Here is a 23256-nt window from a genome sequence, read left to right on the forward strand (position 1 = left end):
TCGCCCCCGGTTGGACTGAATCGCAATCCCTGCGCCGAGTCAAAGCCTCAGGGCCTCGGATCGCTGGGCGGCAGGCGCACCGCGCCGTGCTTGGCCAGAAACAGAAGGGCCGCCGCCACGATCGGGAAGATCAGGCCGAGCTTGCCGGCAAGTTCCTCGACCGAGACGGCCTCGCCCGCGGGCAAGGCGGCCTGGACCTGCAGAACCTGTTCATCCGCCAGCACCTTGCGCTTGTAGAGGGCCCGTCCGTTGACCGCGTCGAGCGCCGTCAGACGTTCGGGCGTCAGCGCCGTGTCCAGCCGCACCGTGTCGGTCGGCTTCAGCGTGTCGGTCGGATAATCGGCGTAGAGGTCGAAGGGGTCGACCTCCAGCGGGTTCAGCGGGCCGGACCGAAGCCGCGGTGTCGTTGCCCGCGCACCCTCGCGCCGATCGGCCAGATCCTCGGCCAGATCCAGGTATTGCGGCACCACCGACTTCCAGTCGAGCCGCTCGCGCACGTGGCGGGCGCCGGCCTCGCCCATGCGGTGGCCGATGTCGGGATCGTTGGCCAGGTCCTGAAAGGCCCCGAGATAGGCGGCAAGGTCGATCGCCGTGTGCTGCTGGATCATCGAGAGATAGCGCAGGTAATCGTCGGTTCCGTCGGCGAAGCGTTCCGCGACGCGGCGGCCGAACCCGCCGGCGGGGAACCGCGTCTGGATGAGATAGCCGGTCTCGCCATGAACCACCGTGTCCCGGAACCCGTTCCAGTCAGGCATGATCACGGGCAGCCCGGCCGCCATCGCCTCGACCGGCACAAGGCCGAACGTCTCCTGGATGTTGTCCACGGGCAGGGTGAACACGTCCGCACCCGACCAGATCTTGCGGCGGACATCCGGTGCGCGGCCGTCGATGATGCTGGTCTTGACCGAGGGCGCGATGTCGGCGGCGCCCCTGACGTGCAGCTCCTTTTCGGACTCGCGGCTGGACCAGCCGACCATCCACAGATGCACCGGTCGGCCGATCCGCCCCGCCAGCTCCTCCAGCACCTGGAACAGCGGCACCATGTTGGCCTTCTCGACCATGGTCAGGCGGCCCACCGTCAGCACGACGAAGGCGTCGTCATCCGCGCCATGGGCCCCGCGCATCTCGGCACGAAAGGCATCGGTCCGGGCGAAATCATCCGCGTTGATCCCCAGCGGGATCAGCGGAAGACGTGGCAGCGGCACCCTTGAGGCGCCGAACCGCTGCTGGAAATACTCCACCTCGAGGTCGAGCTGCCGCCGCACCACCGATTGCACCGCGCGCGAGGTGCAGATGATCGCATCCCAGGGCTCCACCGGCTCGGACAGCAGGTTGTGCAGGCCTTCGATCACCCGGCGCGTGGAGACCGTGTGCGTGATCCCGACCAGGGAACAGCGTTCCGCCCCGAAGCGCTGCCGGGTCCAGGCGGCCGAGAGATAGCCGGGGGCGGGAAAGAACACGGTGCCTGCGCCGGTGAAATCCTCTCCCTTGAGGGTGTGAACCTCCAGCGGGCGGGTCTCTCCCAACTCGCGGGCGCGCTTCTGGAAGGCATGGGCACCGTCACCGGACTGGGTCACGGCCGAGATCTTTTCCCCCGGGGCGTGGCGCAACCAGCCGCGCAGAAAGGATTCGCCGGCGGACCTGCGCCCGACAAGCTCCTTGCCTTCCGTCTCCACCGCGTCGGGGTGGAAGAAGATCGCCGGTGTGGGTCGGTTGGCCATGGGCATCTCGTCGGGTTGATCGGGTTCCGACGGTCTGACCGCGCAGTATGGCGCTGGCAAGGCGCGAGGCGTGTCAGACCGTCAGTTTCGCGCCGCCTGCGGCATCGGAGTCAACGGCCCGGTCCATCACCCGCTGCAGCGCGGCACCCCGCGCGAAATCCGGCAGGACCTGCGCACCCGAGCGGACCGCGGCGATGAACCGGACATAGTTGGTCGGCACTTCAGGTGCCGGCATCTCGCGCCAGGTGCCGCTGTGCATATCCGCTTCGCCCAGGCAGGCCCGCAGGATGCTCCGGCCGCCCTCGAACCGCACGTCGAGCCCGCCCTTCGAGCCGAAGAGACGCAGCGACAGGTCGTTGAGATGCCCCGTGGCCATGCGGCTGGCATGCACGACGCCGACCGCGCCGTTCTCCAGCGCCATGTGCATCGCGAAGCTGTCGTTGGCGTCCAGCACATAGTCGCCGATCCGGCCGCCCGGCGCCTTGTCGAAGGTGGTCAGGCGGCAGGAGACGTCGCGCACCCCCAGGCCGCCCGCGGCATAGGTCGCGAAATCGAGGATATGGACCCCGATATCGCCCAGCACCCCCATGGAGCCATGGGCCGTCGACAGCCGCCAGAGCCACTTTTCATCCTCGTCCCACTGGCCCCAGGCATCCTGCGTCAGCCAGCTTTGCAGGTAGGCGGCCTCGAAATGGCGGATCTCGCCAATCTCGCCCGCCGCGACCATGGCATGGGCCTGGATCAGCGCGGGCACGTTGCGGTAGCTGAGGTTCACCATGTTGACGACACCGGCCGCGGCGGCGGCGCGGGCCATTTCCTCGGCATCCTCGGCCGTCGTCGCAAGCGGCTTTTCGCAAAGCACATGCTTGCCGGCCGCAAGCAACGCGAGCGTCGTCGCATGATGCACCGGATCGGGCGTGACGTTCGACACCGCGTCGAACCGCCCCCATGCGATGGCCTCCTCGACGGAGCGGAAGCCATGCTCGATCCGGTGCAGGGCGTTGAATTCCAGCAACCGGCCCGGGTTGGTGTCGACGCCCGCCGCAAGGGTCACGCCCGGCATCGCCGCATAGGCCTCGGCATGGGCGTTCGCCATGCCGCCGGTGCCGAGGATCAGCACACGCAGGTCGCTCACTTGAAGCCCGCTTCGCCGTCCGCGTGCAGCCTTGGCCCCCGCGCCTCGATCGGCTCCAGCGCCTGGTTCACGGGCACGTTCGGCGCATCATTGACGCCGGTCACCCGGGGCGCGCGATCATGCGCCCAGCGCACCGCGTTTTCCAGCACCCGGCGGACGTTGGCATCGTAATAGGTCGGGTAGGTCTCGTGCCCGGGGCGGAAATAGAACACCGACCCCGCGCCGCGCTTGTAGGTCACGCCCGAACGGAACACCTCGCCCCCCTGGAACCACGAGATGAAGACCGTCTCCAGCGGTTCGGGGATGCCGAAGGGCTCGCCGTACATCTCCTCCTGCTCAAGCTCGAAATGGGGCGGCAGACCGGCGGCGATGGGATGGTTGGGCGAGGTCACCCACAGGCGCTCGCGCTCGCCGGCTTCGCGCCAGGTCAGGTTGCAGGGGCTGCCCATCAACCGCTTGAACGGTTTGGCGAAATGGCCCGAGTGCAGCACGATCAGCCCCATCCCCGACCAGACATGACGGCAGACGCGCTCCACGATCTCGTCGGCCACGTCGCCATGGGCGGCATGCCCCCACCACAGCAACACGTCCGCCTCGGCGAGCCGCGCCTCGGACAGGCCGTGTTCGTGCTCCTGCAGGGTGGCCGTCGTCGCCTCGATCCCCGCCGCCGCGTTCAGTCCTTCGGCGATGGCCCCGTGCATCCCCTCGGGATAGAGGTCCCCGACGATCGCGTTGCTCTTTTCATGAATGTTCTCGCCCCAGACGATCGCCCGAATGGTCATGGTCTACTCCGTCAACAACATGACGCTGCGCTACCACAGACACGAAATCAGGCAAGGGGGCTTTGGCCGCTGACGGCCGCCCAAAAAGCAAAAGAGCGGCCGGGATTTCCCCGGCCGCACCTTTTCAACATACCAATTCCGTCGCGCCGTGCCGCTTACTGGGTGTTGGTGTTCGGCGGGCCACCGCCACCATCCTGCCCGAGCAGGACCCAGCCGATACCGGCAATGAAGATCCAAAGTTCGGGACGGATCGCAGGACCGCCCTGGGTCGACATGGTGGGCGTCGGGAGCGCGAGGCATTCCGAACGCTCGGCATTGGCAGCCTGACCACAATCGATGACGGTCTGGGCGAATGGAGCGGATGCGACCACGGTCAACGTGGACGCTACAATAAGAGAGCGAAGAATCATTTCGATGACCTCAGGTTCAAGTGTGCAACTGCAGAAATCGTTAACACGACTCACGTCGGCGCGGAACTAGGGACAGCTTGGCTTGGGCAATTTCCTGTCCAAAACCGAGTTATGGACACCCGATCCGGCCTGGGAGACGCCAAAACTCGTCCAAACGCACTAATTTTAGCCGACACTGACAAACAGCCTTAACAGTGATTAGCCCTCGTGCGCAAGCCGTCGCTGTGCCCCTCGGGCCGGGTCCGCCTCCGTCATATTCCGGAGGCGTTGACCCCGACGCTGATCAGCTGTGGCGTGATCTGCTGCACGACGCGGTTCCAGCGCGTGACCGGCTGCTCGGCGACGAAAACGATGTCGTCGGGGCGCAGTTCGAACCGGGAGGCGAGAACCAGGTTGGCCACATTGGACGCGTTCAGGTGCCAGGCCGTGACCGCCCCGAATTCCCGCGGGTCGCTGGAGCCGCGCAGGACGTAAATCTCTGACACGTCCCCGGTGCGGACAGGCACGCCTGCGCCCTCGCCATAGAGCGCGTCGGCGAGCGAGGCCGTCTGCTCGAACGGCAGGGTAAAGCGCGACTGGGTGCCGACCTCGCCGGTCACGTAGACATAGTCGCGGTCGACCGCGCCCAGCCCCTCGCGGGTCTGGAAGTTCTGGCGGGCCTCCTGCAGCTCGCCGCGACGCAGGGCCACCTCGCTTTGCAGTTCCGCCAGCGCGTTGGCGCGGGCCTGCTGGCGGAAGCCGACCAGGCGGATCTGCTGCTCGAAATAGGCCTGGGCCTGGTCGAGCTCGTATTCGGTATCCACGAACACACTGTCACCGTCGATCAGGCGCAGGCGCTGCAGGCCGGCTTGGGTATAGAAGTCGTTCAGAGGGATCTGATAGAGTGTGCCGTCGCGGAAGATCCGGATCGAGGTGAAATCCTGGTCCGTGGCCGAGATGCCGCCGGCGGCGGCGATCGCCGCGTCCAGTGTCAGCGGCCGCAGGTCGACCGGCACGACGGTCGGATTCCCCACTGCGCCGCCGATGGCCACCTTGCGCGAGTTGAATTCCGCGATCTCTATGCTGAAGGTCGGGTCGATCTGGTTCTCCACCAGGCGCTGGAATAGCCGCGCCTCGGCTTCGTCCAGGGTCAGCCCCTCGACCATAACGCGCCCGACATCGGGGATCGCGATGCTGCCGTCATCCTGCACGGTATAGCCCTGGCGGCGGCTTTGCGCGGCCAGCAGGCCGGTCAGCTCTTCCACCGAGTTGCCCGAATTCGGGGTCGCCAGCAGGATCAGGTCGCCAACCCCGATCTGGTAGGGCCCGGGCGACACCGGCGGCGGCGGACGCAGGGCGAGGCGGCCGGGGCGCGCCTCGGGGGTGAAGGGCGGCTCCGGCAGAGCACCCGCGCCCCTGAGGCCGGATCCGGTGCCGGCGGTCACGTCGAAGATCGCCGGAAGCGCCCGCGGCGTGTAGGAGGCGCGGTTGGCCAGTTCGACCGTCTCGGCATTCATCTCGACGACACGGACCCGGGCGCCGTCCGACGCGCTCTCGAGCACGCGGGGGCTGGTGTAGACCGCGCCGCAGCCCGCGACCAGAAGGGCAAGGAATACTCCGAGGATAGGTCTCATGTTGCTCTCCGGTTCTCGAATGTCGTCGATGTCCTGTCCGACAGGTCAAACAGGTGTTTCATCTGGGCACGACCCGCGTCGACATCGCGCCGTCGTCCGGCCCCATCCACTGGCGCGTCTGAAGCAGGGCACCCCCCGACGCCTCTACCCAATAGAGGTTGTCGAAGGTGTCGGTCAAACTCGCGCAGGATTCCGCCATCAGCCGGGTCTGCCGCATCGCCGTGCCGACCTGGATCTCGCGCGGGCCGCGGTCCTCGATCACGCAGCGATAGGTGCGGGTCTCGGTCTCGTCATTGCCGGTGAGGTAGCTGTGAAATCGGGTGGACACGCCAGGGCGGCGGGCCTGAACCAGCGCCAGCGACTGCGAGACATCCGCGGCCATCAGGTTGCCGACCACGCCCCGGACGCTGACCAGCATGCCGCGCCGGAAGGCGAAGCCGACCCCCTCGAAGGAGCGGTAGGTCTCGATCCCGTTCATCTCGGATTCCAGGGCGACGATCAGCTGCGCGTCGCGTTCGACCAGGCCGACCTGCAGCGGCTTGGCCCCGCCCCGGACAAGCGCCTGGTACCGCGGGTCGGCGCCGACCGAGGCGCCGAGCTCCGGCAGGGCCCGCGCGAGGATGCCGGCGGCCGGGCCGCCCGGGGCGTTGCCCGCGCCGCCCGCGCCACAGCCGGCCAGCACCAGCAACGCCACGGAAAGTGTCCTCCACCCGATCATCTGAAGAACTGCCCCCATTCATCCGACAGCTCCGCGCCGCGGTAGTCGCGCGTCATGTCATAAAGACGGTTGCGCACGTTGAGGCGCGCACCGCCGTCCCGCAGAACCGGCCGGAAGGTCTCGGACACCGTGCGCTGGCTGGGCGCACCCAGCAACCAGGTCGCGGGGATCTCGATCCGGATCCCCTTGTCGAAGGAGCCTTCGCCGAAATCCTCGAAGGACACATCCGTCAGGGTGAAGAAGGCCCCGACCTTGAAGCCGTTGTTGAACTCGCGGTTGACGGTCACCGTCGTCCCCCAGTCGCCCGCGAGGTAGCGGCCGACGTCGAGCTGACCAAGAAAGCCGTTCCCGAAATCGTAATAGGCCGAGCCGTGGCCCGTCCAGACGTCGTAATCCTGGAACTCGAACAGCCCGTCGAACTCGCGCTGTTGGACGTAGTTGACCTCGATGCCCAGCGCCAGGCGACTGTCGGTGGGATACCACAGAAGCTCTGACGAGACGCCGCCGAACATCTGCTCCAGGTAGCCGGCGGTCACGCGGCCGAACATCTCGGGGCGGGGGCGAAAGAAGTATTCGCCGGTCAGATAGCTGATCTCGAGCTCAGACTGCTGGTTGTAGATCCCGCTGTCCGACCGCACGCGCGGCAGGACGGAATCGGATTCGCGGGTCTGGTCGTCGAGGTTGCCGGTCAGCGCCTGGCGGACCCGGCCCGACAGGATCACGCCGGGCTGCGGGGTGTAGCTTGCCGTCAGCTGGACCCCCAGCTCGGCCCGGATGGGCGAGTCGGGGTCGAAGTAGGACAGCGAGGCATAGGGCCCGATGTTGTAGTCGAACTTTGGGTAGGCGCCGGGACGCTCGCCGCCGCGGTCCTCATTGCTGCCATCCGAAAAGCGGGTCCGCGTCAGCATCCGCCAGTCGCCGTCGACCGCGTATTGCAACTCGTAGAGGTCCGAGCGGTTCAGCTCGATCACGCTCAGCGGCAGGCCGTTGCCGACGAAGACGATGCGGAACCGCTCCACGCTGCCGGGCAGCGCGTTGGCCAGGACCCGGGCCGCGCGGCCCGCGGCCTGGGCCGGCGACGGCCAGCGTTCGTTCCGAAGCCGCACGGTGGCGACACCGGCGGAGGTCGTGAACCCTTCCAGCGGCATGCCTTCGTCGGACAGTCCCTGCTCGATCACCTGGCGCAGGGAGGCGCCGTCCGGGGCCCGGTTCCAGCTTGCCGCCGCGACCACGTCGCGGGGCAGGTAGGCCGCCGGGGCCCGCTCGATGCCGCCGGGCCGGCGCGGGGTCGCGGGGTCGATCACGTAGGACAGGCGCACTCCGGCATCGGTGCCGTAGAGCGAATAGGCGCCGACCTCCAGGCCGCTGCGGAACTGGTAGGAGACGCCGAAATTGTAGGGCGAGGTAACCTCGACGAGGCCTGCCTCGCTCTCCAGCCGGTAGAGATCCGTGGAATATTCGGCGACGACGGTCCAGCGGTCGTTGGGCCGATAGCTGACCCCGCCGAACACCGCCGCATCCCCGCGGAACCAGTTGTCGAAGTCGAGCTGCCCCGTGGTCGAGAACCCGCCCGCCCCGGCCACCGGCCGCGTCTTGAACTCGTCGGACAGAAACCCGAGAGGCGCATCGAACGGATCGCGCCCCGCCAGCCGGCCCCAGCCGATCCCGCCGGTGAGCGCGAACCGCTCGCCAAAGCTCTTTGTGGCGACGAGATACTCGCTGCTGTAGATCCCGGTTCCGCCGAAATCACGCAGGCCCACGGCGACGGCCGGGAAATAGCGCGATTGGTCGATCAGCCGGTAATGGACGTCGAAGCTGCGGTCGAACCGGTCGTTGCCGTCGTCGAAGCCCTCGATCCGGCCATAGCGGAACACGCCCGTCAGACGAGGCGTGATCTGGAACGACAGCGTGTTGCGCGAGGTCGAGGCGGCATAGGACGAGGTCAGCGACAGGTTGCCGTCCGCGTGGCTCGCCGCGGTGGGCATGTCGACAAGGCCGGGCGTGCCGTAAAAGGACAACGTCTGAGCCCCCGCCATGCACGGCGAGAGGCACAGCGCCAGAAACGACGCGCTCGCGTATTTCCGCATCAGGTATTCGACCCTCGTTTCCCGCGGTGGCGCCGGACGCTTTGGCCGGCCTTGATCGGGTATCTACCAAAGCTCGAAAGGCGAGACCGGCCATTTGAGACAAGATTGTCGACATCCGGTCGGAATGCGTCACAAAAGCCACATTTCCCCCGCGCCGCGCCGCGTCGCGCCGCCGGCAACGGCAGGACCAAGGGGGGGGCCTGCGCCCCGCCCTGCCACCTGTCTGGGCAACGGAGCGCCCGGACCGGCGCCATCCCGGGCAAATCCCCGAATTGACTGGTATCGGCGGGGTATTTTTGCGACGTGTCGATGACACACACATGACAGGCAGGCAAAGCCACGTATGGCCATCACCGCAAGCGTCCGACACCTGACCCACTACAAGTATGACCGTCTGGTCACGCTGTCCCCGCAGATCATCCGCCTCAGGCCCGCGCCGCACAGCCGGACCCGCGTGATCTCGCATTCGCTCAAGGTGACACCCGAGAACCACTTCGTGAACCACCAGCAGGACCCTTACGGCAACTGGCTGGCGCGGTTCGTCTTTCCCGAACCTGTGCGGGAGTTCAAGATCGAGGTCGACCTGGTCGCCGACATGACGGTCTACAACCCGTTCGACTTCTTCATCGACGACACCGCCGCGGCGATCCCGTTCGAGTACCCCGAGGATCTGCGCACCGACCTGTCGATCTACCGGACGCCGGAACCGGCCGGCCCGCTGCTGACCGAGTTCCTGTCCGGCGTGCCGAAGAGTGCGCAGGGCACGGTCGACTGGCTGGTCGCGCTGAACGCCCGGATCCAGCAGGAGATCGGCTATATCGTGCGCCTGGAGCCCGGCGTGCAGACCCCCGAGGAGACGCTGGGCCGCGCCAAGGGATCGTGCCGCGATTCCAGTTGGCTGCTGGTGCAGGCGCTGCGCCACATGGGCCTCGCCGCGCGCTTTGTCTCGGGCTACCTGATCCAGCTGAAGCCCGACCTAGAGGCGCTCGACGGCCCCTCCGGCACGGACCACGATTTCACCGACCTGCACGCCTGGTGCGAGGTGTTCCTGCCGGGCGCGGGCTGGATCGGGCTCGACCCGACCTCGGGCCTGCTGACCGGCGAGAGCCACATTCCCCTGGCCGCCACCCCGCATTACCGCAACGCCTCGCCGATCGCCGGGATGGCGAGCCCGGCCGAGGTCACCTTCGACTTCGACATGACCGTGACCCGCACGGCCGAGCATCCGCGCATCACCAAGCCGTTCTCGGACGACGCGTGGCAGGCGCTCGATGCGCTGGGCCACAAGGTCGATGCAGAGATGAAGGCCGGCGACATGCGCCTGACCATGGGCGGAGAGCCCACGTTCGTCTCGATCGACGACTTTGAGAGCCCCGAGTGGAACACCGCCGCCGTCGGCCCGATGAAGCGCGGGCTGGCCGACAAGTTGATCCGCCGCCTGCGCGACCGTTTCGCGCCCGGTGGCTTTCTGCACTACGGGCAGGGCAAGTGGTATCCGGGCGAGACCCTACCCCGGTGGACCTTCTCGCTCTACTGGCGCAAGGACGCCAAGCCGATCTGGAAGGACGAAAGCCTGATCGCCGAAGAGGGGGCCGACACCGGCGCCACCGCCGAGGATGCGGGCGATCTGCTGAAATCCATCGCGACCTCCCTGGGGATCGAGCCCGAGATGGTCCTGCCCGCCTACGAGGACCCCGCCGAGTGGATCGTCAAGGAGGGCAACCTGCCCGAGAACGTGACGCCGCAGAACTCCAAGCTGAAGGACGCCGAAGAACGCAGCCGCATCGCCCGGGTCTTTGCCCGCGGCCTGACCGAGCCTTCGGGCCATATCCTGCCGATCCAGCGCTGGCAGTCCAAGGCGACCGCGCCGCGCTGGATGTCGGAGCGCTGGAAGCTGCGGCGCGGGAACCTCTACCTCGTGCCCGGCGACAGCCCGGTGGGCTATCGCCTGCCGCTGGGCTCGCTGCCCTATGTGCCGCCGTCGCAATATCCCTATACCTACATCACCGACCCCACGGTGGAGCGCGGCCCCCTGCCCGAGTTCGAGGCCGAACCGGCCGCGGACGAGGGCCCCGAGGCCACCCCCGGCCGGGTTCAGCCCGTGTCGGCGCCGTCCGAGACAGGCCCGGTGCAGGACGTGATCGAGCAGGAGCTCGGCACCGAACATGTGCGCACCGCCCTGTCGGTGGAGCCGCGAGACGGGAGGCTTTGCGTCTTCATGCCGCCGGTCGAGTCGATCGAGGATTACCTGGAGCTGGTCGCCGTGGCCGAGGCCGCCGCAAAGGCCAAGGGCCTGCCGGTGCATATCGAGGGCTATTCGCCGCCCCACGACCCGCGCATGAACGTGATCCGCGTCGCCCCCGATCCGGGCGTGATCGAGGTCAATGTTCATCCCGCCGACAGCTGGGACGAGTGCAAGGCAATCACCAACGCGGTCTACGAAGAGGCCCGGCAATGCCGGCTCGGCGCGGACAAGTTCATGATCGACGGCAAGCATTCCGGCACCGGCGGGGGCAACCACGTGGTTGTCGGCGGGGCCACGCCGAACGATTCGCCATTCCTGCGCCGGCCCGACCTGCTGCGCAGCCTGGTGCTCTACATGCAGCGGCATCCGTCGCTCAGCTACCTGTTCTCGGGCCTGTTCATCGGGCCGACCTCGCAGGCGCCGCGGATCGACGAGGCCCGGCACGACACGCTCTACGAGCTTGAGATCGCCATGAGCCAGGTGCCCGACCCGGGCGAGGGCCCGCCGCCCCCGCCCTGGCTGGTCGACCGGTTGTTCCGCAACATCCTGATCGACGTGACCGGCAACACCCACCGCGCCGAGATCTGCATCGACAAGCTGTTCTCGCCGGACGGCCCCACCGGGCGGCTCGGCCTGGTGGAGTTCCGCGGCTTCGAGATGCCGCCCGACGCCAAGATGTCGCTGGCCCAGCAGGTTCTGATCCGCGCGATCCTGACCCGGCTGTGGAAATCGCCGGTGAAGGGCAAGCTGGTCCGCTGGGGCAACGTGCTGCAGGACCGGATGATGCTGCCGCATTTCGTCTGGCAGGATTTCCTCGACGTGCTGTCCGACCTCGGCGACCACGGGTTCGAATTCCGCCGCGACTGGTACGAGGCCCAGGCCGAGTTCCGGTTCCCGTTCTGCGGCGAGGTCGCCTACAACGACGTCCACCTGGAGCTTCGGCAGGCGCTGGAGCCCTGGCACGTGCTGGGCGAACGCGGCGCGATCGGCGGGACCGTGCGCTATACCGACAGCTCGGTCGAGCGGATGCAGGTCAAGCTGACCTCGTCCAACCCGGGGCGCTACACCGTCACCTGCAACCGGCGCATGGTGCCGATGGCCACCACCGACGCCAGCGACGTGCGCGTGGGCGGGGTGCGGTTCAAGGCCTGGCAACCGGCCGAGGCTCTGCACCCGGTGCTGTCGGTCAACGCGCCGCTGACCTTCGACATCTTCGACACCTGGACCGGCCATGCCCTTGGCGGCTGCACCTATCACGTGGCCCATCCGGGCGGGCGCAACTACGACACTTTCCCGATCAACGGAAACGAGGCCGAGGCCCGCCGCCTCGCCCGGTTCGAAAAGATGGGGCATACCGCGGGCGATTACTGGCCCGCCGCCGAGACGCCGCATCCTGAATTCCCGATGACGCTCGATCTGCGGAGGCCGCCGGGACTCTAGATGCCTGATTCCACACCTATGCCGGGCGCGACGAATCCGGATCTGCTCAGCGGGTATTCGGCGCGTGAAGGTGTGGCCGACGAGTTGATGCAGCCGGACGGGCGCCTGCGCCCCGTCTGGCAGCCGCTGATCGACTTCCTGTCCCGGCAGACGCCCCAGGACCTGGCCAACCGCTTCGTCCGGGGTGACCAGTACCTGCACGACGCGGGTGTCTATTACCGCCAATATACCGCCGATGGCTCGACCGAGCGGGACTGGCCGCTCAGCCATGTGCCGGTGGTGATCGCCGACGACGAGTGGGAGGCGCTGTCGGACGGCATCGTCCAGCGGGCAGAGCTTCTGGAAAAGGTCATGGCCGATCTCTACGGCCCCGGCGACCTGGTCAGCCGCGGCCTGCTGCCGGCGCAGTTGATCGCGCAATGCCCCGAATGGCTGCGGCCGATGGTGGGGATCCGGCCGCGTTCTGGCCATTTCCTGCATTTCCTCGCGTTCGAGATCGGCCGCTCGCCCGATGGCAGCTGGTTCGTGCTCGGCGACCGGACCCAGGCCCCCTCGGGCGCCGGTTTCGCGCTGGAAAACCGGATCGCCACCAGCCGCGTGCTGCCCGAGCACTACCCCCAGGCGCAGGTCAAGCGGCTCGCCCCGTTCTTCGGCCATTTCCGCGATGCGCTGAACGGGCTGCGCGAGGGCGGCCAGGGCCGGGTCGCCATCCTGACGCCGGGACAAGAGACCGACACCTTTTTCGAACATGCCTATATCGCCCGCTACCTCGGCTTCACCCTGCTGGAAAGCGAGGATCTGAAGGTCGAGGCGGAGCGGCTTGCGGTGCGCACCATCTCGGGGCCGGAGCCTGTCAGCGTGATCTGGCGGCGGCTCGATTCGCGCTATGCCGACCCGCTGGAACTGGACGAGGCCTCGGCCCTCGGGGCGCCCGGCATGGTCGGGGCGCTGCGCGCCGGCGCGGCCACCATGGTCAACAGCCTCGGGTCGGGCGTGCTGGAGGCGCGGGCGCTGCTGGCGTTCCTGCCGCGTATCTCGCAGCACCTGATGGGCGAAAAGCTCAAGCTGCCGAACATCGCGACCTGGTGGTGCGGCCAGCCCAGGGAACGCAACTACGTGCTGCAGAACATGGGGCGGATGATGATCGGCCCGGCGCTGTCGACCCACCTGCCGTTCGAACTGGACGCGACAACCGTGCTTGGCGGCGCGTTCCGTGGCTCGGCGCTGCCATCGGTGGAGGACTGGCTTCTCCGGGACGGCGAGACGCTGGTCGGGCAGGAGGCGGTGACCCTGTCGACCACGCCCGCCTATGTCGACGGACGGCTGCAACCGCGGCCGATGACGGTGCGGGTTTTCGCCGCCCGGACCCCGGCTGGCTGGACGGTCATGCCCGGCGGCTATGCCCGGATCGGCCGGACCGACGACCCCACGGCGCTTGCGATGCAGAAGGGCGGGTCGGTCGCCGACGTCTGGATCGTCTCCGACACGCCCACCCGCGACCCGAGCCTGGCCGACCAGACCGCCGGGCCGTTCCTGCGGCGGATGCCGGGGTTCCTGCCCAGCCGCGCGGGCGACAACCTCTATTGGCTGGGCCGCTACGTCGAGCGGGCCGAGGGGCTGATCCGCCTGCTGCGGGCCTATCACACCCGGCTGGCCGAGAGCGGGTCCGCCGCGCAGCCCCTGCTGGCCTATCAGCGCAAATATCTTGCCGGCTACGCCGACCCCGACGATCCGATCCCGCCGCCGCTGCTGGACGTGCTGCAATCGGCGCGAGGTTGTGCCCTGCGTGTGCGGGACCGCTTCTCGCCAGACGGCTGGCTGGCGCTGGACGATCTGGCGCGGTCGGCCAACGGCATGGCGGGCACCCTTCTGCCGGGCGACCAGGCCGCTCGCGGCATGGGCGAGCTGTTGCGCAAGCTCGCGGGCTTCTCCGGCCTCGTGCACGAGAACATGTTCCGCTTCACCGGCTGGCGGTTCCTGTCCATCGGCCGGGCGCTGGAACGGGCCGATACCGGCGCGGGCCTGCTCTTTGCCTTTGCCGAGGAAACCGCCCCGCCGGGCGCCTTCGACATCGCCGTCGAGGTGGCAGACAGCGTGATGACCCATCGCCGCCGCTACTCGGTCGAGACCAACCGCAACACGGTGATCGACCTGCTGGCGCTGGACGAGAACAACCCGCGGTCGATCGTCTACCAGATCGACCTGATCCGCCGCGAGGTTGGCCAGCTTCCGGCGGCGCGCAGCAACGGCCGCCTGTCCGACCTGTCGAGCGCGCTGCTGAAACTGCATACCGAGCTTCGGATCACCACGCCCGACGCGGTCACGACCAAGCGTCTCGGCGAAATCCGGGCCGAGATCGGCAGCCTGTCTGTCGCCCTCTCGGCCCAATACCTGGAATAACGCGATGAGCGTCCTCTACGACATCAGCCTGGCGATCATCTACAATTACGACCAGCCCGCCGCCGCCAGCCGCGAGATGCTGCGCATCCTGCCCCGGACCCTGCCCGAACAGCAGCTGGTCAGCGGCCTCGTCACCACCGAGCCCGCGCCGGACTTTCGCCGCGACACCGTGGATTTCTTCGGCAACCCGGCGACCGAGGTTGTCTTCGACCGCCCCCTCGACGCGGTGACCTTCCGGTTCTCGGGCCGGGTCCGCCGCCGCGCCGAATCGACCTCCCTCGACCTCTCGCCGGGTCTGACCGGCCTCGCGCAGGACATCGCCGAGGCGCAATCGCTGGGCAATGTCTCACCCCATCATTTCCTGGGGCCCTCGGAGCGGGTCCGGCCCCTGGCCGAGATCACCGACTTCGCCCGCGCCAATGTGGATACCGGGACCTCGACGCTGTCCATGGTGCTGGCCCTCAGCGCGGCCCTGCACCGCGAGATGACGTTCGACCCCACCGCGACCGAGGTCGCCACCCCGCCGCTGGAGGCCTTTCGCAACCGGCGCGGGGTCTGCCAGGATTTCAGCCACATGATGATCGCGGCGCTGCGCGGGCTCGGCATACCGGCGGGCTATGTCAGCGGCTTCCTGCGGACCCTGCCGCCCGAGGGCCAGGAGCGGCTGGAGGGCGCCGACGCGATGCACGCCTGGGTCCAGGCCTGGTGCGGCGCCGAGATGGGCTGGGTCCAGTTCGACCCCACCAACGACATCATCGCCAGCACCGACCATGTGGTCGTGGCGCTGGGGCGCGACTATTCCGACGTGGCGCCGATCAAGGGCTCGCTGCGCTCGGCGGGCAGCCACACCAGCCGGCACGAGGTCGATGTGAAGCCCGTGGGCGGCAACTGACGCTTGCCTCCCGTCCCGATTGGCCGCCTGATGGTCGGGGCATGAACGGGGGCCGGCGATGCGTGTGACCTTGCGGGAAGTTGCGGAAAAGGCGGGCGTCTCGCGCTCTGCCGTCTCGCGCACCTTCACGCCGGGCGCCTCGGTCTCGGCCCGGACCCGCGCCAGGGTCGAGGAGGCCGCCCGTGCGCTGGGCTACAGCCCCAGCGCGCTGGCCTCGGGCCTCACGACCGGGCGGACCAAGCTGATCGGGCTGGTGTCGAACAACTTTCGCAACCCGGTCTTCCTGGAGGTCTTCGACCGGTTCACCCGCGGCCTGCAGGATCGCGGGTTGCGGCCCCTTCTGGTGAACCTCACGGACGAGACCGACCCCGCCGCCTCGGTCCGCCTGCTGCGGCAATATTCGGTGGACGGTGTGGTCGTCGCCTCCTCCACCCTCTCGCCCGATTTTGTCGACGCCTTCCGCGCGGCGGGCATTCCGGCCGTGCATTCCTTCGGGCGCTGTGCGCCACGGCCCCCGGTGGACGTGGTCGGCGTCGACAACGTGGTGGCGGGGGCGCTGGCCGCCCGGACGCTGGCCGCGCGGGGCTATCGCCGGGTGGCATTCCTCGGCGGGCCGCAGGGGGCCACCTCCACCGGCGACCGGCTGGCGGGGTTCCGCGCCGAGCTCGCCCGGACCCACGGCATGACGCACACCGAGAGCTTTGCCGGGGCCTACAGCTTTGCCGCCGGGCGCCAAGAGATGCAGCGCCTTCTGGCCCAGGCCCCGCCGTCCGAGGCGTATTTCTGCGGCGACGACGTGATCGGGCTCGGTGCGCTCAGCGCGCTGCGGGACGCGGGGCTCGGGGTGCCGGATGACGTGGGCCTGCTGGGCTTCAACGACATGGAAATCGCGGGCTGGGCCGGGGTCGACCTGACCACGATCCGCCAGCCGATCCCCGACATCATCGCGGCCTCGATCGACATCGTCGTCACCGCGGCCGACGACCCCGGGCGCAGGCCCGAGGCCCATGTCCTGCCCTGCGCCCTGATCGAGCGCGGCACCCTGCGCCGTCTGCCCTAGTCGCGAAACATCGGCGGGCGGGCGTCGGTCCACTGCCCCGCGGCCTTGCCCGACGCGGCGACGGCAAAGACCGCCGCCATGGACCGCAGCCCGTCCTCGGCCCGTGGATAGAGGTCCGCCGCCGGATCCATCGCGCGACCGTCCTTTTCGGCGCGGATCGCCTCGGCCATGTCGCGGTAGATGTTGGCGAACGCCAGCGGCATCCCCTCCGCATGGCCCACGGTCACGCGGCTGGCCCGATCCGCCTCGGGCGACAGCCCGCCCGCGCCCCGCTCGATCACCTCCAGCCGGCCGCCGAGGGGCATCCAGTAGAGCTGGTTCGGCTGCTCCTGCGCCCAGCGCAGCCCGCCCTTTTCGCCGAAGACCTGCAACGACAGCCCGTGCTGCCGCCCGATCGCCACCGACGAGGTCCAGAGCCGCCCGACCGCGCCCCCCGACATCCGGAAATTGACCATCGCGTCGTCTTCCAGCACCCGGCTCTCGATGCAAGAGACCGTGTCGGCCGACAGCGTCTCGACCTCCTGGCCAGTGACGAACGAGGCCATGTGCATCGCGTGGATCCCGCAATCGGCGAATTGCGCCGAAACACCCGCCTGCGCCGGGTCATAGCGCCAGCGGACGCGCGGATTGTCGGCGTCGGCCGCATCGGCATGGTGGCCATGGGCGAACTCGGCCACCACCAGGCGGATGCGCCCCAGATCGCCCCGCGCCACCATCGCCCGCATGTGCCGGACCAGCGCATAGCCTGTGTAGCCGTAGTTCACCGCACAGAGCTTGCCGGTCGCCCGCGCGATGCGGACGATCTCCTCGCCCTCCTCGACGGTCATCGTCATCGGCTTTTCGCACAGGACGTGAAATCCGGCCTCCAGGAACGCCTTGGTGATCTCGAAATGGGTGGCGTTGGGCGTGGCCACGGTGACCAGGTCGACCCGGTCCGCGCGCCCCGTCTCGCCGGCCAGCATCTCTCGCCAATCGCCATAGGCGCGGTCGGGCGCGAGGCCCAGAGACCGGCCGTAGAAACGGCCCTCCTCGGCCCGATGATCGAGGGCGCCCGCGACGAACGCGAACTCTCCGTCGACCGCAGCGCCCAGGCGGTGCGCGGGGCCGATCTGGCTCCCCGCGCCACCGCCGACAAGGCCCCAGCTCAGTTTCGTCATTTCAACAGGCTCCCCGCGGATTGAAAATTGCAACCGGTTGCAATTTTGCTATCCTGTCTCCGATCCGGGTTCAATATTGAAGCGTGCCGCGATCGCCAAGCCTTGGGAGGGGCCATGGGGGGAAGTAGTGAGAGCAGCGGTTTTCGGCTGAACGGAGCGCGCTTTCTGGTCATCGGGCGGGCGGGCATGGACCTTTATGCCGATCCGCCGGGAGCCCAGGTCGAGACCGCGACGCGCTTCACCACCGCGTTGGGCGGATCGTCCGCCAACATCGCCATCGCGATCACACGGCAGGGCGGGCAGGCCGCCCTGGTCACCCGCGTTTCGGACGACGCCGTGGGCCGGTTCTGCCTCAACCAGCTTGACGCCTACGGCATCGACCGCACCCATGTGACCCCCGTCGGAGGCGAGGCCCGCAATTCCCTGGCCATCGTCGAGACGCGTCTGGAAAACACCCAATCGGTGATCTACCGCAACGGGGCCGCGGATTTCGCGATGACCTCCGCCGATATCGAGGGGCTCGACTACGGCGGCTTTTCCGCCCTCATCACCACTGGCACCGTCCTCGCCTCCGAGCCATCGCGCAGCGCCGCCTTCGACGCTTTCGAGCGGGCCCGCGCGGCCGGGCTGCCGCTGATCTTCGACATCGACTATCGCCCCTACAGCTGGGCCTCGGACGCCGAGGCGACCGAGACCTATGCCCGCGCCGCCGCCGCGTCAGACGTGATCATCGGAAACGATGTGGAGTTCGGCTTTCTCGCCGGGACCGGGCATGACGGGCTGGAGAAGGCCCGCGCACTCGTCCAATCGGGCGCCGCCATCGCCGTCTACAAGATGGGCGAGCGGGGCGCCGTGACCCTCACCCCCGAGGCCGAGACCCGCACCGGCATCTTCCGCACCGAGGCGCTGAAGCCGACCGGCGCGGGGGATGCCTTCATGGGCGGGTTCGTCACCGCGCTGGCCCGGGGCCTGCCCCTGCCCGAGGCTGTGCTGCGCGGATCGGCCACCGCCGCCATGGTCGTCGCCCGCGTCGGCTGCGCCCCGGCGATGCCCACGACCGAGGAGCTAGACGCCTTCCTCGCAACCCATCCCGGTCCCTCGACAGGAGAGAGCCATGCACATCCCGCCCCATGACAACGCGAACAAGCCGATCGTCGATGTCGACCACCCGCTGGTGCCGCTCAACTACTTCAACATCGTCACGCTGACCCGCGGCGAGACCTTCGACTACGCCGTGCCGGGGTACGAGACCTGCGTCGCCCCAGCCACCGGGACCGTCACGGTTCAGACGATGGGCCAGACATTCTCCGAGATCGGCACACGCACCGTCGATGTCTGGGATGGCGACCCCGAGGGCGTCTATGTCCCCTCCGGCACACCTGCGCGGATCACCTGCGACAGCGACGCGGCCGAGGTCTTTGTCGCCGGGGCGAAGTTCGACGCGGTGCTGGAGCCCTTCGCCGTCCGTACACATGAACTGGACGTAGTGCAATACGGCTCCGACGACACCAAGACCCACCGCAAGATCAAGCACATCCTCGGCGCAAGCTACCACGACCGTGTCGGCCGCCTGCTGGTCAGCGAGCTGTTCACAGTGGGTGCGGGCGGCTGGTCGGGGTTTCCCTCGCACAAGCACGACACCGACCGCCTGCCCGACGAGACCCGCCACGACGAGACCTACAATTTCCGCTTTCGGCCGGACTACGGCTCCGGCCTGCAGATGCTGCAACGGGTCGATAACGCGCCGGGCGACGCCTATCACATCATGGACCGCTCAACCGTGCTGATCGACAAGGGCTATCACCCCTGCGCCGCGCTGCCGGGATACGAGATGTATTATTTCACGATCCTCGGCGGCCTCACCCAGCGCAGCCTCAAGCAATACTTTCAGCCCACCCACGCCGAACAGCTGCACACGATCCCCGGCATCATGGACATGGTCGCCAAGTTCAAATGACCCGCGCCAGCCTTGCCGATGTCCTCGGCCCCGCGATGGCCGGGGGGCATGCCGTGGCAGGCGTCGTCTGCCTGGGCTGGGAAGACGCCCGCGCCTACGTGGCCGCCGCCGAGGCCGAGGGGCTGCCGATCATTCTGCAAGCCGGCCCCGGGTGCCGGGCGCATATGCCGCTGCCGATCATCGGCGCGATGTTCCGGCATCTGGCCGTGACCGCGACGGTGCCGGTCGTGACCCATCTTGACCACGGCCGGAACGCCGAGGAATGCGCCGCCGCCATCGCCGAGGGGTTCAGCTCGGTCATGTACGACGGCTCCCGCCTGCCCTTCGACGAGAACGTGGCGCAGACCGCGCGGATCGTCGCGCTCGCCCATGCCGCGGGCGTTTCCTGCGAAGGAGAGATCGGGCTGGTCGGCTATGTGGCGGGCGATGCGTCCGAGGGCACCGACCCGGCAGAGGCCGCCCGCTTCGCGGAGCTTACCGGCGTCGACGCGCTCGCCGTCTCGGTCGGCAACATCCATCTGCAGACCGCGAGCGGCGACGGCCTCGACGAACCCCGCCTTCGCGCGATCGAGGCGCTGACGCCGGTGCCCCTGGTGATCCATGGCGGCTCGGGCGTGCCGATGGACCAGCGCACCCGCCTCTCGCGGACATCGAACATCTGCAAATACAACATCGGAACCGAACTGCGGCAGGTCTTCGGCGCGGCGCTGCGGGACCACCTGGCGCGGGACGCGGACGACTTCGACCGGATCTCGATCCTCGGGCGGACCCACGATCCGCTGGTCGCCGCGACGCGCCGCATCCTGCGCGCCATCGGCCCCGCCGCCTGAGACATCGGCCCTTGCCTGCCCCGCCCCGCGCCCGGTAATGCGGGACGGCCTGCCCCCGCGCAGGCCGGACACGACAGACCGCAGACCCCAGCGCAGGCAGCTCCATCATGAACCACTCCCCCACGGCCAGAACCGTTTCCGCCGGCCCGGTGGCCTTCTGCAATACCGCGCCCTTCGCCCTGATCGCGGGGCCCTGCCAGATGGAAAGCCTGGAGCATTCCCGCATGCTCTGCGCCCGGATCGCCGAGGCGACCGCCCCGCTAGGCATCCCCTTCGTCTTCAAGGCCAGCTACGACAAGGCGAACCGCTCCTCTCTCGACAGCCAGCGTGGCCTCGGCATCGACAAGGGGCTGGAGATCCTGGCCGCGATCCGCGACGAATTCGGCTGCCCGGTGCTGACCGACGTGCACGACACCGCGCAGGTGGCGCGGGCGGCCGAGGTGGTGGACATCCTGCAGATCCCCGCGTTCCTCTGCCGCCAGACCGATCTGCTGCTCGCCGCCGGAGAGACCGGGCGGGTCATCAACATCAAGAAGGGACAGTTCCTCGCCCCCTGGGACATGGCCAACGTCGCGGCGAAGGTCGCCTCGACCGGCAACGAGAGCGTCCTGCTCTGCGAGCGCGGCGCGTCTTTCGGCTACAACATGCTGGTCAGCGATTTCCGGGCGCTGCCGATCATGGCCGAAACCGGCTATCCGGTGATCTACGATGCGACCCATTCGGTCCAGTTGCCCGGCGGGATGGGCGCGACCTCGGGCGGTCAGCGGCAATACGTGCCTGCGCTCGCAAGCGCCGCGCTGGCGGTGGGCGCCGCGGGCATCTTCATGGAAACCCACGAGGACCCGGACAACGCGCCGTCGGACGGGCCGAACATGGTGCCTGTCGATGCGCTGGCCGACGTTCTCGGCACGCTGCGGGCCTTCGACCGGATCCGCAAGGGCGGGTGACCCGGCCCATCCGCCGCCATGCCGGCGCGCGATCGCGGGCCCGGCCGTCCTGGGCTCCGTCTGGCGATTGCCTCACTCTGAGTGGAGGCCGAGCCCAATAACAATCAAAACGCATCTTTTTGAGCGGGAGACCCTTTGCATTTCCGGCTGATCACAGTCTTTCTATCGGCATTGATGGAATATGATCTTCATTGATGCATCATGATGCTTTCCCTACGTCGATCCCGGCGACATGATGCAGGAAACGAGTCGCACGACAGCCATGCCACTCGAAACGGGAGGAAGACCAATGCATGGACACCGGTTTGATCCGCGCCCATGCCCCGGGCCGGGCGCCGACCCAATGGCGGGCCGGGCCACGACATGACAGATCTTTTTGGACGGAGCCGGACCCGGGCCGAGCTTTCGGCGCTGACCGGCGACCTGTCGGCCTTCGGCGGCGTCCGGCTTCTCAGCTTCGGGGACGGGGCCGAACGCGGTCAGCGGATGCTGGAGTTTCGCACCGGGTCCGGGCTGCGGTTTACCGTCATGGTCGACCGCGGGATGGACATCGCCGAGGTCGAACACAAGGGCCGCGCCATCGGCTGGCAGGGGCCCACGGGTTATCCCGCCGGTGCCGCGATCCAGCCGGAAGCCGAGGACGGGCTGGGGATCATGCGGGGCTTTTCGGGGTTTCTGGTCACCTGCGGGCTGGACCACATCCTGGGCGACGCGACGGTCGACGCGGCCAGCTACGATTATCCGCGCCGCGACCGGGTCCACCACGGGCTGCACGGTCGGGTCTCGCTGCTGCCCGCGCGGCTGACGGGCTACGGCGAGCGTTGGGACGGCGACACCTGCACCCTCTGGGCCGAGGGCGAGATCCGACAGGCCGCGAATTTCGCCGAGCATCTGCGGCTCGTCCGTCGGATCGAGGCGGAGCTTGGCGGCGACGAGATCCGCATCACCGACCGCGTGACCAACGCGGGCTTTGCCGTGACGCCGCACATGTTCTTCTACCACGTCAATCTCGGTCATCCGCTGCTGGACGACGGCGCACGGCTGGTCGCGCCCGTGGACCAGGTGATCTGGGCCAGTCACAGCGACCGGTACAATGCGCAGGGCGTCGGCTATGACGTGGCCTGCGCACCTCGCGCCCCCTTCACCGAACAGGTCTGGGAGCACGACATGGCGGCCGCCGCGGACGGAGCCGTGCCAGTCGCCCTGATCAACGACCGCCTCGGGCTGGGACTTCAGGTCGAGACCCGCAAGGACGAGCTGCCCTGCTGCTATCAATGGCAGAACTTCCGGTCCGGGGCCTATGCGCTCGGGATCGAACCCTCGACCCATCACGTGACCGGCAACGCGGCCGCGCGCGAGCGGGGCGAGATGATCTGGCTCGACCCTCTGGAAGAGCGGAGCTACTCTGCCCGTTTCACGATCCTCGACGGGGCGGAGGCCATCGTCGGCGCCACGGACCGGATCGCCGCCATCGCGGCCCAGCCCGCGACCCCCTTTCCGCAACCGACAGGCACATTCCCGCAGCTGACCGGCAAGGGCCGGCGCGGCGCGGCATGAGGCCCGGACATGAACAGGTGACGGCATGAACATGCATTCACCCGCGATCGAGCGGGACTATTCCCTCACCGGCAAGAGCTCGGCCCGCGCGGTCGAGATCGGGCTGGCCTCGGCGGAGTGGTATCACACCGATGTCCCGCGCAAGCAGATCAAGGAGCTGATGCTCCGCAGGGACGGACCCGCGATCCGCGACACGATCCTCTGGATCGGCCTGCTGGCGCTGACCGGGCTCGGCGGGGTGCTGACCTGGGGCACCTGGTGGTGCGTGCCGTTCTTCCTGGTCTACGGCGTGCTCTATGGCTCGG

General features: G+C 68.4%; 17 protein-coding genes and 1 pseudogene. 10 read left to right on the forward strand and 8 right to left on the reverse strand.

All coding sequences use genetic code 11. The features are described from left to right. Window positions 1-47 precede the first annotated feature (47 nt). The 7 genes from ROA7023_RS15380 to ROA7023_RS15410 all read right to left on the reverse strand — a co-directional run bounded on the left by ROA7023_RS15380 (window position 48) and on the right by ROA7023_RS15410 (window position 8466). Entirely contained in the window at window positions 48-1721 is a 1674-nt protein-coding gene (locus ROA7023_RS15380) for a glycosyltransferase family 4 protein (RefSeq protein WP_159458544.1), read from the reverse strand. A 73-nt stretch (window positions 1722-1794) separates the two neighbouring features. Further along, the gene (locus ROA7023_RS15385) at window positions 1795-2856 is read right to left on the reverse strand and encodes a Gfo/Idh/MocA family protein (protein ID WP_200812532.1); all 1062 of its coding nucleotides are present in this window, start codon (window positions 2854-2856) and stop codon (window positions 1795-1797) included. Continuing rightward, on the reverse strand, window positions 2853-3638 hold the full coding sequence (locus tag ROA7023_RS15390; protein WP_085879929.1) for a ThuA domain-containing protein: 786 nt from the start codon (window positions 3636-3638) through the stop codon (window positions 2853-2855). The genes ROA7023_RS15385 and ROA7023_RS15390 overlap by 4 nt, the downstream gene beginning before the upstream one ends. 155 nt (window positions 3639-3793) lie before the next feature. Further along, entirely contained in the window at window positions 3794-4015 is a 222-nt protein-coding gene (locus ROA7023_RS15395) for a hypothetical protein (RefSeq protein ID WP_085879930.1), read from the reverse strand. Between the two features lie 284 nt (window positions 4016-4299). After that, window positions 4300-5661: a polysaccharide biosynthesis/export family protein gene (locus ROA7023_RS15400; protein WP_085879931.1), complete on the reverse strand. Its 1362-nt coding sequence runs from the start codon at window positions 5659-5661 to the stop codon at window positions 4300-4302. Between the two features lie 58 nt (window positions 5662-5719). Further along, a complete protein-coding gene (locus ROA7023_RS15405) occupies window positions 5720-6379 on the reverse strand; it encodes a YjbF family lipoprotein (RefSeq protein WP_159458545.1) in 660 nt (219 codons plus the stop codon). Next, on the reverse strand, window positions 6376-8466 hold the full coding sequence (locus ROA7023_RS15410) for a YjbH domain-containing protein (protein ID WP_085879933.1): 2091 nt from the start codon (window positions 8464-8466) through the stop codon (window positions 6376-6378). Before ROA7023_RS15410 ends, ROA7023_RS15405 begins: the two co-directional genes overlap by 4 nt. A 343-nt stretch (window positions 8467-8809) precedes the next feature. Here ROA7023_RS15410 and ROA7023_RS15415 point away from each other — a divergent pair, with 343 nt between their 5' ends. Genes ROA7023_RS15415 through ROA7023_RS15430 form a run of 4 tightly spaced genes read left to right on the forward strand, consistent with a single transcriptional unit; the run spans window position 8810 to window position 16503 of the window. Further along, entirely contained in the window at window positions 8810-12151 is a 3342-nt protein-coding gene (locus tag ROA7023_RS15415; RefSeq protein WP_085879934.1) for a transglutaminase family protein, read from the forward strand. Beyond that, the gene (locus ROA7023_RS15420) at window positions 12152-14551 is read left to right on the forward strand and encodes a circularly permuted type 2 ATP-grasp protein (RefSeq protein ID WP_234992255.1); all 2400 of its coding nucleotides are present in this window, start codon (window positions 12152-12154) and stop codon (window positions 14549-14551) included. A gap of 4 nt (window positions 14552-14555) precedes the next feature. Beyond that, window positions 14556-15443, forward strand: coding sequence for a transglutaminase family protein (locus ROA7023_RS15425; protein WP_085879936.1), 888 nt, complete (start codon window positions 14556-14558; stop codon window positions 15441-15443). A 58-nt stretch (window positions 15444-15501) separates the two neighbouring features. Continuing rightward, a complete protein-coding gene (locus ROA7023_RS15430) occupies window positions 15502-16503 on the forward strand; it encodes a LacI family DNA-binding transcriptional regulator (protein ID WP_085879937.1) in 1002 nt (333 codons plus the stop codon). Here ROA7023_RS15430 and ROA7023_RS15435 read toward each other — a convergent pair. Further along, window positions 16500-17660 (reverse strand): Gfo/Idh/MocA family protein, encoded by a 1161-nt coding sequence (locus ROA7023_RS15435; RefSeq protein WP_085879938.1) that lies wholly within the window; start codon window positions 17658-17660, stop codon window positions 16500-16502. The two genes, ROA7023_RS15430 and ROA7023_RS15435, sit on opposite strands and share 4 nt — an antisense overlap. Before the next feature lie 114 nt (window positions 17661-17774). Between ROA7023_RS15435 and iolC the strand changes: the two genes are divergently transcribed. From iolC to ROA7023_RS15465, 6 genes and pseudogenes are all read left to right on the forward strand, one after another. Next, the gene (gene iolC, locus ROA7023_RS15440; RefSeq protein ID WP_085879939.1) at window positions 17775-18794 is read left to right on the forward strand and encodes a 5-dehydro-2-deoxygluconokinase; all 1020 of its coding nucleotides are present in this window, start codon (window positions 17775-17777) and stop codon (window positions 18792-18794) included. Further along, window positions 18775-19617: a 5-deoxy-glucuronate isomerase gene (locus ROA7023_RS15445; protein ID WP_085879940.1), complete on the forward strand. Its 843-nt coding sequence runs from the start codon at window positions 18775-18777 to the stop codon at window positions 19615-19617. Before iolC ends, ROA7023_RS15445 begins: the two co-directional genes overlap by 20 nt. Next, the gene (locus tag ROA7023_RS15450; RefSeq protein ID WP_085879941.1) at window positions 19614-20447 is read left to right on the forward strand and encodes a class II fructose-bisphosphate aldolase; all 834 of its coding nucleotides are present in this window, start codon (window positions 19614-19616) and stop codon (window positions 20445-20447) included. The genes ROA7023_RS15445 and ROA7023_RS15450 overlap by 4 nt, the downstream gene beginning before the upstream one ends. 107 nt (window positions 20448-20554) lie before the next feature. Next, entirely contained in the window at window positions 20555-21394 is an 840-nt protein-coding gene (kdsA, locus tag ROA7023_RS15455) for a 3-deoxy-8-phosphooctulonate synthase (protein WP_085879942.1), read from the forward strand. Window positions 21395-21757: 363 nt separating this feature from the next. Continuing rightward, window positions 21758-22951 carry an aldose 1-epimerase family protein gene (locus ROA7023_RS15460; RefSeq protein WP_085879947.1) on the forward strand — a complete coding sequence of 398 codons (1194 nt, stop codon included), beginning with the start codon at window positions 21758-21760 and terminating at the stop codon, window positions 22949-22951. 25 nt (window positions 22952-22976) lie between these two features. Further along, a pseudogene (locus ROA7023_RS15465) lies at window positions 22977-23256 on the forward strand (fatty acid desaturase); the annotation flags it as partial.

The sequence above is a fragment of the Roseisalinus antarcticus genome (assembly GCF_900172355.1).
GTDB lineage: Bacteria > Pseudomonadota > Alphaproteobacteria > Rhodobacterales > Rhodobacteraceae > Oceanicola > Oceanicola antarcticus_A.